Source organism: Marinomonas sp. MED121 (assembly GCF_000153025.1).
In the GTDB taxonomy this organism is placed as follows: Bacteria; Pseudomonadota; Gammaproteobacteria; order Pseudomonadales; family Marinomonadaceae; genus Marinomonas.
This window is the reverse complement of the sequence record NZ_CH672435.1, coordinates 88,770-101,912: the sequence shown is the minus strand read 5'-3', so window position 1 is coordinate 101,912 and position 13,143 is coordinate 88,770. Positions and strand designations below refer to the sequence as shown.

The 13,143-nt window shown below is 41.8% G+C and carries 9 protein-coding genes and 17 tRNA genes; 20 read left to right on the top strand and 6 right to left on the bottom strand.

Annotated features, from left to right (window positions below):
• From pheS to MED121_RS22655, 20 genes are all read left to right on the top strand, one after another.
• A partial coding sequence (gene pheS / locus MED121_RS22750; protein WP_009836156.1) for a phenylalanine--tRNA ligase subunit alpha occupies positions 1-966 on the top strand: 966 nt, incomplete at its 5' end.
• Positions 967-988: 22 nt separating this feature from the next.
• Entirely contained in the window at positions 989-3,373 is a 2,385-nt protein-coding gene (gene pheT / locus MED121_RS22745; protein WP_009836155.1) for a phenylalanine--tRNA ligase subunit beta, read from the top strand.
• Positions 3,374-3,377: 4 nt separating this feature from the next.
• A complete protein-coding gene (locus MED121_RS22740) occupies positions 3,378-3,674 on the top strand; it encodes an integration host factor subunit alpha (RefSeq protein WP_009836154.1) in 297 nt (98 codons plus the stop codon).
• A 177-nt stretch (positions 3,675-3,851) separates the two neighbouring features.
• Positions 3,852-3,928: transfer RNA gene (locus tag MED121_RS22735), tRNA-Pro, on the top strand.
• 11 nt (positions 3,929-3,939) lie between these two features.
• Positions 3,940-4,015 (top strand) — tRNA-Thr (locus tag MED121_RS22730).
• Between the two features lie 52 nt (positions 4,016-4,067).
• A tRNA-Thr gene (locus MED121_RS22725) sits at positions 4,068-4,143 on the top strand.
• A gap of 33 nt (positions 4,144-4,176) precedes the next feature.
• Positions 4,177-4,252, top strand: a tRNA-Thr gene (locus MED121_RS22720).
• Between the two features lie 27 nt (positions 4,253-4,279).
• A tRNA-Thr gene (locus tag MED121_RS22715) sits at positions 4,280-4,355 on the top strand.
• 26 nt (positions 4,356-4,381) lie between these two features.
• Positions 4,382-4,457 (top strand) — tRNA-Val (locus MED121_RS22710).
• A gap of 32 nt (positions 4,458-4,489) precedes the next feature.
• Positions 4,490-4,566 (top strand) — tRNA-Asp (locus tag MED121_RS22705).
• A 62-nt stretch (positions 4,567-4,628) separates the two neighbouring features.
• A tRNA-Val gene (locus MED121_RS22700) sits at positions 4,629-4,704 on the top strand.
• A 32-nt stretch (positions 4,705-4,736) separates the two neighbouring features.
• A tRNA-Asp gene (locus MED121_RS22695) sits at positions 4,737-4,813 on the top strand.
• A 62-nt stretch (positions 4,814-4,875) separates the two neighbouring features.
• A tRNA-Val gene (locus MED121_RS22690) sits at positions 4,876-4,951 on the top strand.
• Positions 4,952-4,983: 32 nt separating this feature from the next.
• Positions 4,984-5,060, top strand: a tRNA-Asp gene (locus MED121_RS22685).
• Between the two features lie 61 nt (positions 5,061-5,121).
• Positions 5,122-5,197, top strand: a tRNA-Val gene (locus tag MED121_RS22680).
• A gap of 32 nt (positions 5,198-5,229) precedes the next feature.
• Positions 5,230-5,306, top strand: a tRNA-Asp gene (locus MED121_RS22675).
• A gap of 62 nt (positions 5,307-5,368) precedes the next feature.
• Positions 5,369-5,444 (top strand) — tRNA-Val (locus MED121_RS22670).
• A 32-nt stretch (positions 5,445-5,476) separates the two neighbouring features.
• Positions 5,477-5,553: transfer RNA gene (locus tag MED121_RS22665), tRNA-Asp, on the top strand.
• A gap of 61 nt (positions 5,554-5,614) precedes the next feature.
• Positions 5,615-5,690: transfer RNA gene (locus MED121_RS22660), tRNA-Val, on the top strand.
• Positions 5,691-5,733: 43 nt separating this feature from the next.
• A tRNA-Asp gene (locus tag MED121_RS22655) sits at positions 5,734-5,810 on the top strand.
• Positions 5,811-6,100: 290 nt separating this feature from the next.
• Here the strand turns inward: MED121_RS22655 and MED121_RS22650 are convergent.
• The 6 genes from MED121_RS22650 to MED121_RS22625 form a co-directional block, all read right to left on the bottom strand.
• Positions 6,101-6,721 (bottom strand): response regulator transcription factor, encoded by a 621-nt coding sequence (locus MED121_RS22650; protein ID WP_009836151.1) that lies wholly within the window; start codon positions 6,719-6,721, stop codon positions 6,101-6,103.
• Positions 6,722-6,755: 34 nt separating this feature from the next.
• Complete coding sequence (locus tag MED121_RS22645; protein ID WP_009836150.1) at positions 6,756-8,129, bottom strand: cache domain-containing protein; 1,374 nt, start codon at positions 8,127-8,129, stop codon at positions 6,756-6,758.
• Positions 8,130-8,224: 95 nt separating this feature from the next.
• Positions 8,225-9,514: a TRAP transporter large permease subunit gene (locus MED121_RS22640; RefSeq protein ID WP_036181728.1), complete on the bottom strand. Its 1,290-nt coding sequence runs from the start codon at positions 9,512-9,514 to the stop codon at positions 8,225-8,227.
• 52 nt (positions 9,515-9,566) lie between these two features.
• Entirely contained in the window at positions 9,567-10,106 is a 540-nt protein-coding gene (locus tag MED121_RS22635) for a TRAP transporter small permease subunit (protein ID WP_009836148.1), read from the bottom strand.
• Positions 10,107-10,196: 90 nt separating this feature from the next.
• On the bottom strand, positions 10,197-11,282 hold the full coding sequence (locus MED121_RS22630) for a TRAP transporter substrate-binding protein (protein ID WP_009836147.1): 1,086 nt from the start codon (positions 11,280-11,282) through the stop codon (positions 10,197-10,199).
• 301 nt (positions 11,283-11,583) lie between these two features.
• Positions 11,584-12,894, bottom strand: a complete 1,311-nt coding sequence (locus tag MED121_RS22625) for an OmpP1/FadL family transporter (RefSeq protein WP_009836146.1) — start codon at positions 12,892-12,894, stop codon at positions 11,584-11,586.
• Positions 12,895-13,143 lie beyond the last annotated feature (249 nt).

Sequence of the window (13,143 nt, the reverse complement as noted above, 5' to 3'; positions counted from 1 at the left end):
GCTCTTAATGCAGTCAGTGCATCTGATAGCGAATCTGCATTGGATGAGATTCGTGTACGTTATTTAGGGAAGAAGGGCGAGTTAACCGCTTTACTAAAACAACTTGCGAATGTATCCGCTGAAGATCGTCCAAAATTTGGTCAGCTTGTAAATGAGGCCAAAGGTCAAGTTCAAGTTGAAATCGCTAAACGTAAAGAAATTTTAGCGACCCAGGCGTTAAATGCAAAATTAGCGACCGAAACGATTGATATTACCTTGTCTGGTAAAGGGCAAGAGGTGGGTGGACTGCACCCAGTCACACGTACGCAAGAGCGTATTGAGAATTTTTTCCGCGGCATAGGCTTTGATGTTGCTGCGGGACCTGAAATTGAAGATGACTATCATAACTTTGAAGCGTTAAATATTCCTGAGCACCATCCAGCGCGTGCTATGCAGGATACTTTTTATTTTAATGCTAATACGGTACTGCGTACGCATACTTCTCCAGTGCAAGTGCGCACAATGGAAAAAACACAGCCACCTATTCGTATTGTGTGTCCTGGTCGCGTATACCGTTGCGACTCTGACCAAACACACACACCTATGTTCCATCAGGTTGAAGGTTTGTTGATTGACGAAAATATTTCTTTCGCCGATCTAAAAGGTGTGTTGCAGCAATTCTTAAATGTATTCTTTGAAGATGATGTTAAAACACGTTTTCGTCCTAGCTATTTTCCCTTTACTGAGCCGTCCATTGAGGTGGATATCTGGCGTATTAACAGTAAAGGAGAGGGGTCTTGGCTTGAGGTTTTAGGTTGTGGCATGGTGCACCCTAAAGTGTTGGAAATGTCTGGCATAGATTCAGAGAAATACACAGGCTTTGCCTTTGGTATGGGGGTTGAGCGTTTTGCAATGCTGAGATACCGAGTTGATGATTTACGCATGTTCTTTGAAAACGACTTGCGCTTCCTTAAGCAGTTCAAATAATTAAAGACTCAGGATAATTGATATGAAATTTAGTGAAAATTGGCTAAGAGAATGGGTCAATCCTGCTATCAAAACGGAAGAGCTAGTTAGCCAGATTACTATGGCTGGTTTAGAAGTTGATGAGGTTTGTGCTGTAGCAGAAGAATTTACTGGTGTGGTTGTTGGGCAAATTTTGTCTGCAGAAAAGCACCCGAATGCGGATAAATTGAAAGTGTGCCAAGTAAGTGATGGTGCAGAAACCTTTCAAGTTGTGTGCGGTGCACCAAATGCGCGTGAAGGTATTAAAGTTCCTTTTGCGAAAGTTGGCGCTGTGCTTGGTCCAGATTTTAAAATCAAAAAAGCAAAACTACGCCAAGTTGAATCTTTCGGGATGCTATGTGCTGCATCTGAATTGGGTTTGAGTGATGATTCTGATGGCTTGTTGGAATTGGCAGAGTCTGCACCTGTCGGCAGTGGTTTTCGTGAATACCTAGACTTAAATGATTCGATCATTGATGTTGATTTAACACCGAACCGCAGTGACTGTTTGAGTATTCATGGCTTAGCCCGTGAAGTCGGTGTACTTAATCAAACTGATTTAACACCAGTTAATATTGTGCCTGTAGAAGTGCAAATTCAAGATACATTTGCGGTTGATGTACAGGCACCACAAGCTTGTCCTCGCTATCTTGGTCGTGTGATTAAAGGTGTGAATGTTAAGGCTGAATCTCCTCTTTGGCTAACTGAAAAGTTACGTCGCAGTGGTGTGCGTTCAATAGACCCGATTGTTGATATTACCAACTATGTTATGTTGGAGCTGGGTCAGCCGATGCACGCATTTGATTTGAATCAGCTATCTGAGTCAATCATTGTTCGTATGGCAGATGAAGGCGAAAAATTGACCTTGTTAGATGGTCAAGAAATTAGCCTAAGAGCGGATACGCTAGTGATTGCGGATAAGTCTAAGCCATTGGCTATGGCGGGCATCATGGGTGGTGAAGGCTCAGGAGTCAGTGAAGAGACTCAAGATATCTTTTTAGAGTCTGCCTTCTTTGCACCTATTTCATTGGCGGGTAAAGCGCGCTCTTATGGCCTTCATACGGATAGCTCCCATCGTTTTGAACGTGGTGTGGATGCACAGCTGCAAAATAAAGCAATTGAACGTGCGACAGCTTTAATTGTTGAGATTGCTGGCGGTCAAGTGGCACCTGTAACTGAGCAAGTTAGCCAAGACAACTTGCCTAAGGCAAATGAAGTAACGCTTCGTCGTACTAAGTTAGATCAGTATTTGGCCGTTTCTATTTCGAAAGATCAAGTGACTGACATTTTGACGCGTCTTGACTTGGATATGGTTGAAGTGACGGATGTGCACTGGGTTACTCGTGCACCAAGTCATCGTTTTGACATCGCCATTGAAGCTGATTTGATTGAAGAGGTTGCACGTATTTATGGGTATGAAAATATTCCAGCAAATATGCCAACCGCGGCGGTGAATTTCACCCCAGCGGCTGAAGCGCAAACCAGTATCCAGACAATGCGCGCAACCTTGGTCGCTCAAGGGTACCAAGAGGCTATTACCTATAGCTTCATTGATAAAGAATCTAGCTTGCAGTTTGTACCTGATGTTGAGCCTGTGCCGTTGGAAAACCCAATTTCTGCTGAAATGGGGGTTATGCGTCCAAGTTTGATCCCTGGTTTAATGAAGGCCTACCTGCATAACCAGAATCGCCAGCAAAGCCGTGTTCGTATGTTTGAGACAGGTCGCCGCTTTATTGGTAGTGTGGATGCCTTGGATCAACTTGATCAACAAGAGCGTTTGGCGGGGTTAATTGCCGGAACACGTGAACCAGAGGCTTGGTATCACAATAGTGATAAAGTTGATTTCTATGATGTGAAATCTCACATTGAAGCTTTATTTGCGTTAAATGATGGTGAAATGCCGACCTATGAGCGCGCTGATGTGGTGTATCTACATCCGGGTCGTTCTGCGAAAGTCATAATCGCGGGTGAAGAGGTGGGTGTATTTGGTGAATTGCATCCGCAGTTTGCAAAATCTTTAGGCTGTAACCAAACGGTTTATCTTTTTGATTTGAATTTAGAGGCGGTATTGACAGGGAAGCTACCTGTTTATAAAGTGATTTCTAAATTTCCTGAAGTGCGTCGCGATTTCGCTTTACTTGCTGATCGTGAGACACCGGTTGCTAGTCTGCAAAAAATCATCTTAGATAATGCAGGAGAGGCCTTTAAAGACGTGTCTGTATTTGATGTTTATCAGGGCCAAGGTATTGATGATACGAAAAAAAGTGTCGCTTTAGGCTTGACGTGGCAACATCCTTCGCACACTCTTAGTGATGAAGAAATAAACAAATCTGTTGAGCAAGTTTTAGCCGCTCTTGAAGAGGCGCTAGGGGTTGTTGTTAGGGGGTAATTCTATGGGTGCGTTGACAAAAGCTGATATTGCGGAAAACTTAGTAGATGAAGTAGGGCTATCTAAGAAAGATTCGAAAGACTTAGTTGAAAGTTTTTTTGATGTGATTAGAGAAACGCTTATCCAGGGTGAGCAAGTGAAACTATCTGGCTTTGGTAACTTTGAAGTCCGAGAAAAGAGTCAGCGCCCTGGGCGAAACCCTAAAACAGGTGAAGAAATTCCGATAACGGCTAGGACGGTTGTAACCTTTCGACCAGGGCAGAAATTAAAGTCCAAAGTTGAGAATTACATGCAAGAATAGTCTTTTATATCAATAACAAAGCCGGTAATTGCCGGTTTTGTTGTTTTTATAATCAATATTCATATTAATTTCAAAAAAATGAAAAAAAGCCTTCCCTTTTTAATTCCTTATAGTAATATACGCCCCGCTCACAACGACAGGGCATCTCATTGAGGTTCTGTGTTGTAAGTAGGTTAACGGGGCGTAGCGCAGCCTGGTAGCGCACTAGCATGGGGTGTTAGTGGTCGCAGGTTCAAATCCTGCCGTCCCGACCAGAAAAATGAAAGCCGGTATAGCTCAGTTGGTAGAGCACCTGACTTGTAATCAGGGGGTCCCGAGTTCGACTCTTGGTGCCGGCACCATCTTTCTGGTAGGTAATAAGTGAAAGCTTGTTAGTTTAGTTACTTTAGCAATGCCGGTATAGCTCAGTTGGTAGAGCACCTGACTTGTAATCAGGGGGTCCCGAGTTCGACTCTTGGTGCCGGCACCACTTAAAGTGGTTGTGAAAAGTAATATTGGTAATGCCGGTATAGCTCAGTTGGTAGAGCACCTGACTTGTAATCAGGGGGTCCCGAGTTCGACTCTTGGTGCCGGCACCATAAATAGACGAAATTAATAATTGTAATGCCGGTATAGCTCAGTTGGTAGAGCACCTGACTTGTAATCAGGGGGTCCCGAGTTCGACTCTTGGTGCCGGCACCATAATTATTACCATCATCTTTGATGACGGGTGTGTAGCTCAGTTGGGAGAGCGTCGCCCTTACAAGGCGAATGTCGGGAGTTCGAACCTCTCCACACCCACCACTTACATGAAGTGGTTAAAGAACATGAGAAATGGAGCAGTAGTTCAGTTGGTTAGAATACCTGCCTGTCACGCAGGGGGTCGCGAGTTCGAGTCTCGTCTGTTCCGCCACTTATCTTCTAGTAATAGAGTTTAAGATGAATACCCTTTAGATCGAAAGGTTTAAAAAGCACGGGTGTGTAGCTCAGTTGGGAGAGCGTCGCCCTTACAAGGCGAATGTCGGGAGTTCGAACCTCTCCACACCCACCACTTACATGAAGTGGTTAAAGAACATGAAAAATGGAGCAGTAGTTCAGTTGGTTAGAATACCTGCCTGTCACGCAGGGGGTCGCGAGTTCGAGTCTCGTCTGTTCCGCCACTTATCTTCTACTAATAGAATTTAAGATGAATACCCTTTAGATCGAAAGATTTAAAAAGCATGGGTGTGTAGCTCAGTTGGGAGAGCGTCGCCCTTACAAGGCGAATGTCGGGAGTTCGAACCTCTCCACACCCACCACTTACATGAAGTGGTTAAAAAACATGAGAAATGGAGCAGTAGTTCAGTTGGTTAGAATACCTGCCTGTCACGCAGGGGGTCGCGAGTTCGAGTCTCGTCTGTTCCGCCACTTTCCTCTACCTAGTAGAAGATTGATGAATACCCTTTAGATCGCAAGATTTAAAAAGCACGGGTGTGTAGCTCAGTTGGGAGAGCGTCGCCCTTACAAGGCGAATGTCGGGAGTTCGAACCTCTCCACACCCACCACTTACATGAAGTGGTTAAAAAACATGAGAAATGGAGCAGTAGTTCAGTTGGTTAGAATACCTGCCTGTCACGCAGGGGGTCGCGAGTTCGAGTCTCGTCTGTTCCGCCACTTATCTTCTAGTAATAGAATTTAAGATGAATATCCTTTAGATCGAAAGATTTAAAAAGCACGGGTGTGTAGCTCAGTTGGGAGAGCGTCGCCCTTACAAGGCGAATGTCGGGAGTTCGAACCTCTCCACACCCACCACTTACATGAAGTGGTTAAAAAACATGAGAAATGGAGCAGTAGTTCAGTTGGTTAGAATACCTGCCTGTCACGCAGGGGGTCGCGAGTTCGAGTCTCGTCTGTTCCGCCACTTTCCTCTACCTAGTAGAAGATTGATGAATACCCTTTAGATCGCAAGATTTAAAAAGCACGGGTGTGTAGCTCAGTTGGGAGAGCGTCGCCCTTACAAGGCGAATGTCGGGAGTTCGAACCTCTCCACACCCACCACTTCCTTTGGGAAATGCAGTGGCTAAACAGTAAAAATGATAACGGAGCAGTAGTTCAGTTGGTTAGAATACCTGCCTGTCACGCAGGGGGTCGCGAGTTCGAGTCTCGTCTGTTCCGCCATTATCATCCTTTCTTATTTTCTATCTTTCTAATTCAAATCAATTTTCACTCAGTATAAACTGCTTACCTAAACGCTAATATTTGCTTTTCTTGCTATATGATTTTATTAAATAAGACAGCTGCCATCATCCAGATCTTTTAGAATCATCACAGCAAAAATTGAAATGACTTTTTTTAAATGACTTTATTTAAATGACTTTATTTAAATGACTTTATTTAAATGACTTTGTTGAAATAGCTTCATGTAAATAGTGCTATTTACACTCTTTGGTTCTGAACTTTCTTTATCGTTAAATTAATTTATGCTCGATGGCATATTTTGTTAAACCCGCTGCAGAATGAATGCCCAACTTTTGCTTAAGATTTTGTCTATGTGTTTCCACTGTTCTCACACTAATACTTAGGTTGTTTGCAATGGTTTTGTTTGCTGCCCCTGAGGCTAATTCTTTAAGTACCGCTAGCTCTCTTTTAGTTAGCTCTTCCTTTTCATCTTCTTGTACTTGATATAATGCTTGAGAGGCGCCACTACTAAAATAACTCCCGCCTCGAATCACAGTTTCAATAGCCAGTACGAGCTCGGCAGCAGGAACATCCTTTAACACATAACCACTTGCGCCTGTTTGAATAATTGACAGGATATACTCTTTGTCTTGATGCATGCTTAGCATCAACACCTTTTTATCTGGTTGCTCTGTTTGAAAGCGCTTAGCGGCTTCAATGCCATTTAATACAGGCATGGATACATCCATTAAAACAACATCCGGATCTAGCTTCTTAGATTGCTCTAGCGCCTCGATACCATTATTTGCAATTCCTATTACCTTAATGTTGTCTTCAAGTTCTAGGCGTGCTTTGAGTCCGTCCAATACAAGCATATGATCATCGACTAACAAAACCTTGATAGTTTGCATAAGTAAATCCTAAATACGGTTAATTAAGCGATTTTTATTTTAATAAGTTGCTTTCTAATCTGGCGGTAATTTTTGTGCCACGATTAGGTTGTGATCGACAGCTATAATCCCCGCCAATCAGTTCGATTCTTTCCTGCATATTGATTAAGCCAATACCCGTATGCCTTTTTTTGTTTATCTGTTTGCTTTGGGTAAAGCCGACTCCGTTATCAATGCATTCAAAATTAATCTGTTCATTAATGAGGGTCAGCTGAAAAGAGACTTTATTGGCTTGAGCATGTTTCTCGATATTAGACAGGCTTTCTTGTGCTAATCGATATAGGGTTATTTCGGCCTCATCAGACACGCTATTTTCGTCGAAATGAATATAACGCTGCACTCTAATATTTGTTCTTTCTTGAAACTGATCTAATAACGTATCCAGTGCAGTTTTTAAACCTAAGTCATCTAGAGCGGTAGGGCGTAAGTTATGACTGATTTGTCTGATTTCTTGGATGCTTTGAGTGATGACGGTTTCTGCTGTTGTCAGGTGCTCATTTACCTTGGTTATGTCGTGACTTTTAATTAAGGTATTTTTAGCCAGCTCAATGCGAAACTTACAGGAAACTAACAGCTGATTTATTCCATCATGTAAGTCACGGGAGAATTTTCGTCTTTCGCTAACTTGCAGCCGTATAAAGCGTTTGACCAGTGCTTTAAGCCTTTCATCCGCAAGCTTATGCTCATGTAAATTGATCGCAAGACTCATTAAAATAACTAAAATTAAAGTGGCAGCAATGATGGCGAGAACCGTAAAAAAACTTTCTCTGATATTTTCATTGATGGTGGCATCAGCTTTAGCCAGTTCTGCATAAATATCATCAAGATAGAGGCCCGTTCCAAACATCCAGTTCCAGCGCTCAATTTGAGATACATAGCTGAGCTTCTCCTCTTGTCTCATGCTGCTTGGTTTTTCCCATATATATCGATGGAAACCACCACCATCTTTCGCTGCAGCGGTTAATAAATGTTGTATCAAAAGATTGCCGGATGAGTCTTCAAAATCCCAAAGATTTTGGCCGACGAAATTAGGTTGAATAGGGTGAACTAAATTGATGCCATCTTGGGTGTAGGCAAAAAAGTAACCTTCATCACCATAGGTCAGGCTGCCTAGGATGCTTTTAACGTTTTCTTGGGCAGCTTGGTCACTTAAGGCGGTGTTTTCTAAGACGCCTTGTATGGCTGAAAAGGCGAGATCGACTTGATCTTTTAAGGCTTCTTTTTTTACGTCAATCAGATTGTTTTCGTAAATTTTAAGCTCTTCACGGGCAAGCTCTTTCGCTGAGGTTAAGCCAAGGTAGGTAATAATCGCTGTCGCGCCCAGCAAGGGAATCACTGTTAATAACAGAATTTTTATTTTTAAATTCACACTTTGAACCTTATTTTTATTTTTTTAGTAAGATCCCTCAAACCAGAAAAGGCCTCTATATCTGTAGAGGCCTTTTTGGATACTAAATCATTTGATTATCCCATGCCATAAAACTCAGGGAAGATAATGATGCTAACTAAAACGAGTACTTGAATAGCGATAAAAGGAAGTACGCCTTTATAAATGTCCATGGTGGTTATTGAACTAGGTGCAACCCCTTTTAAGTAAAAGAGACTAAAGCCAAAAGGCGGCGTTAAGAAGGAAGTTTGTAAATTCATTGCGATTAAAATGGCAAACCAAACCATATTGATGCCTAAGGTTTCAGCAACAGGGGCTAAAATTGGCACTATGATAAAGGCGATTTCGACGAAGTCGATGAAAAACCCGAGTATTAAAATAGCAAGCATAGAGAGGATGATGAACCCCCATTTTTCACCAGGTAGGGAAAGCAATGCCTCTTCAACAATATAGTCACCACCCGTATAGCTAAAGGCCATAGAGAAGGCTGTCGCCCCCATCAAAATGGCAAAGACCATAGCGGTTACTTTTACTGTTTCTAAACTGGAGTCAAACAGCATTTTAAGATTAAATTTCTTATAGAGAATGGCTAAAATTAATGCACCAACGCCGCCAAGTGCAGAAGATTCTGTTGGTGTGGCAATACCGGTGAAAATAGAGCCAAGAACAACTAAGACAAGTGTTAGTGGTGGTACGATTGCTTTTAACGCTGCAACAATTTGCTCGCTTCGTGTGCCATCTTCTTCATTGTAAGGAATAGCTGGGGCTGATTCTGGATTTAAAAAGGTGGTGACGAGAATATAGACAATGTAGCAGCCAATTAAGATCATGCCTGGTGCGATAGCTGCTTGGAATAAATCACCTACTGGAATGCCTAATACATCCCCTAAAATGATTAATATGATAGAAGGTGGGATAATTTGGCCTAAAGTGCCTGAAGCGCAAATCGTACCGCAGGCTAAGGATTTATTGTATTTGTACTTAAGCATGACAGGTAAGGAGATTAAGCCCATTGCTACAACACTGGCTCCCACTACGCCTGTCGATGCGGCAAGTAAGGCACCCACTAAGATGGTTGAGATCGCTAAGCCGCCTCTCACTCCACCGAATAATTTCCCCATGGCTTCTAGTAATTGTTCTGCAAGCTGGGTTTTTTGTAATACGATTCCCATGAAAACAAACAGAGGCACGGCCATCATTACCGTGTTTTCCATATAGCTTTGAATACGGAAAGGCATGAAGGCAAACATATCAAAACCTTCAGCAAATACACCAAAAATTAACGCTATGCCACCAAAGGTAAAGGCAACAGGAAATCCAAAAAGTAGCATTACTAGTGCTACAAAAAACATTATTATACCAATCATAATTCTTACCTAAATCTTTCTGCTTTTTATATTTATTGCTGAGGTTGCGCGACTAATGTTGAATAGGTTCGTGATCAAAACCTGCTTTACTCAGTCCGCGAATCGCGTTGATGCATCTCAGCAGCATACCTATGCCGCTAATGGCAATTGAAAAGAAAGCAAAAGGGATGACGGCTTTGATAATCCAGCGATAAGGAAGACCGCCTGGGTCGCCGCTGGTTTCGCCTAGTTTGAAAGCTTCGGTGGCAAAGCCCACGCCATAATAAGCCACTAGGACAGCAAAAGGGATTAAAAACAAAATACAACCAAATAGGTCAATCCAAGCTTTACCTTTTATAGATAGGCGTTCGTAAAATAAATCGACTCTTACATGTCCGCCTGTTGCTAAACCATAGGGGATACCTAACAGGAAAATAGCCGCATAAAGGTGCCACTCTAACTCTTGCATGCCAATGGAAACATCATTAAAGACATAACGCATGAGAACATCGTAAAACACATTAAGAAGCAGTAAAATGAAAAGTAGGGCAGAGAGCTTGCCAAGCAATATGCTGTAACGAGATATTACTCGCTCAAGATTGAGTAAAAACATAGACATACCAAGAATTAAGTGAATGCAGAAAAAGTAAAGACTAACTAGATTAAGCCTAGCCTAATCTAGTTAGTTTGAGAGCAATATGAATTAGTTGGCAGTATCGTCAAGGCCATCTAGGTAGGCGCGGTCAGAAATGTTTGTCCAAACACGTGCTTTCTTCAAGTAAGCCGCTTGTGACTCAAGAATTTCTTTTGCTAATGGGTCAGCTGCTGCTTTCTCATCAAGTAACTCTTGGTTGGCTTTGCTCATGGCTTTTAACACATCTTTTGGAAATGTTTTCACTTCAACATTAGGGTATTCAGTTTTCATTGTGGCCCAGTTCTCGCCACTTTCATGGTAAGACTGAATGTACATATCATAGGCTGATACTTTCATGGCAGTACGTAATATTTCTCTTAAATCATCAGGTAGTTTTTTCCAAGTACGCTGATTGACTAAGAATTGAAGTTCTGTACTTGGCTCATGCCAACCTGTGTAGTAATAAGGTGCGATTTTGTGAAAGCCCATGCGTAAGTCTAACGAAGGACCAACCCATTCAAGGGCATCGATGGTACGACGTTCAAGGGCGGTGTATAACTCACCTGATGCAATGTTAGTCGGTTTAGCGCCCAGTTTAGCCATGACTTCACCTGCAAAGCCTGGGATACGCATTTTAAGACCTTTTAAGTCTTCGACAGAATTGATCTCTTTTTGGAACCAGCCGCCCATTTGGTTACCAGTATTACCGCCAGGGAAGGATAATAAACCGAATGGCTTATAAACATCTTGCATTAGGCTCATACCACCGCCGTAGTAGAACCAACCATATTGCTCAGGTGTAATCATGCCAAATGGCATGGTGGTAAAATAAAGTGTGTTTGGTACTTTACCTTTCCAGTAGTAAGACGCTGAGTGCCCCATGTCATATTGACCTGAGCGAACCATATCGAAAATCCCAAAAGCCGCTTTGTGCTTATTGGAAGAGTCTATAGTGATTTTTAAACGCCCACCTGACATCTCTTCAGCAATACGCGCCATGTTACGTGGCGCATCACCAAAGATAGGAAAGTTGGCAGACCAAGTCTCAGCCAATTTAAGTTTATACACTTTATCTGCAGCGAAACTTGGCATGGTGAAGGCACTAGCCAGTACTGCGGTTGTCGCAATGAGGGTTTTATATTTAAAGTTTTTCATTATTTTTATTGTCCTGCAATATGTTTATTTATGCTGGTTTTACTTAAGCCATCACACTATCGCTTAGCAGGCCTCTGAAATAAATTGGCAAGAATACGTAATTTAAGAGGGTAAATACCTAATATGATCTCAGTATTAATACTTAGATTTGATAAAAGTAAGCAATGAAAAGTAAGAAATGAAAAGAAGTGGTTAAAAAGTTTTAACTTAGTCTAAACATTTTGAAAGTTTTGATTAACCGAGAAAAGCAAAAACCCAGCCGAAGCTGGGTTTTATTTGGGGATCTTGCTAAGTGCTTTTCTTAGAAGGTGGTGTTGAGTGCCACTGCAAAGATGTTAGCACTGATGTCGTAATCAGCAGAGAAAGAGCCGCGTGAAGAATCTTCACCAGTCCCATCTTTGTCAACTGATGCTGGATCTGAACTCAAGTGAATGTAAGAAAACATAACTTGGGTTGATTCAGAAACATCATATGTGCCACCAAATGTAATCCACTGTCTATCACTACCTGGGGCACGTGCTGATAGATTATCTGGATCAGATGGTGAATTATCTATCGCATAACCAGTTCTTAAAACTAAGTCTTCAGAGTAGTCATAAGTTAAACCAACTGAGTAGAACCAGACGTCTTTATAATTAAAGGTTACAACTGAATTACTTAGGCTTGTTGTGTCATCATCATAATCGATATTAAGCTCTTGAACTGAGCTCCAGCCGGTACGCATTGCAGTTAAACCTAGCGTTAGATCATCGGTTAATTCTTGCTCTAAACTAAGGGTTAAAAGATCAGGTAATGTATTGTCTGCAGTGATATCTGAGTCAACCAAGCCAACCGCAGTAGATTGTCCTACAGCACTAATATCTGAAAAGTCTACTTCACCTTCTTGGTTGACATCTACTTCACTACGATAACCAATACCAATACGTGTGCCTGGTTGAGGTTCCATGGCAACACCAACCGACCAACCAAAAGATAAGTCATCTTCAAGCTCTTGAACGCCGTAGCCATCATCATCAGCATCAATAACTTCAGCTTCAAGTGTCATAGATGTGCTGTGCGCTTGAATACTTGCACCCACGTCAACCCAGTCATTGAATCGATAAGCAGCACTTAAGGATAATGAAATATCTGAGATTTCTGTTTTTGTCGCATGGTATTGACCGGCCCAATCGTCATCATAGTCACTGGCAATGGCATAAGGTACGTTTAAAGAAACACCTAATACTGTTTTTTCATTAACTGGCACGGCTAAATAAATTGCAGGAATCGTCGCTGCATCAGAAGGATCTGAACTTCCTTGTGTTGATGAATATCCAGAGCCACCTATAGTGGTAGACGCATTATTAGTAGCCGTTTGATTTTTCATTTCTACAGAAGGAGAAATGTAAGAGCCATTAATATAAAGGGTAGTTTCAGTTGCGTTAGCAAATAAAGCGGGGTTCCAGTAACTATAAGAGATATCCGTATCACTTGCAGCGTTACCAGCGAGAGCTGAACCTGATGCTGTTGCACTTTGTTCGTTTACCGCAAAGCCTGCTGCAGAGATTTGTTGAGAGATTAAAGTAGCGGTTGCAATTGAGATACCAGCAACCAGTTTGGTTTTCTTGAACATAGTAAATTCCTCATTATTATTTTTATGCTTGCGATTACTCTGCGGTAATTCAGCAATCCTTTCTTGTGATGACTTAGGTAATATCCAGCAAAATCAACGATTTTGTTCTACAAGAGTCAATACATAAGTATCAAGGCAGACTCAGTATTTAGTATTCATAAATTCATGACAACGTCATAAAAGGTCAAAAACACCAACAAAAACGTTCAATAAAGTGTCAAGATATTACTATCAGCTATTTAGAGCTCG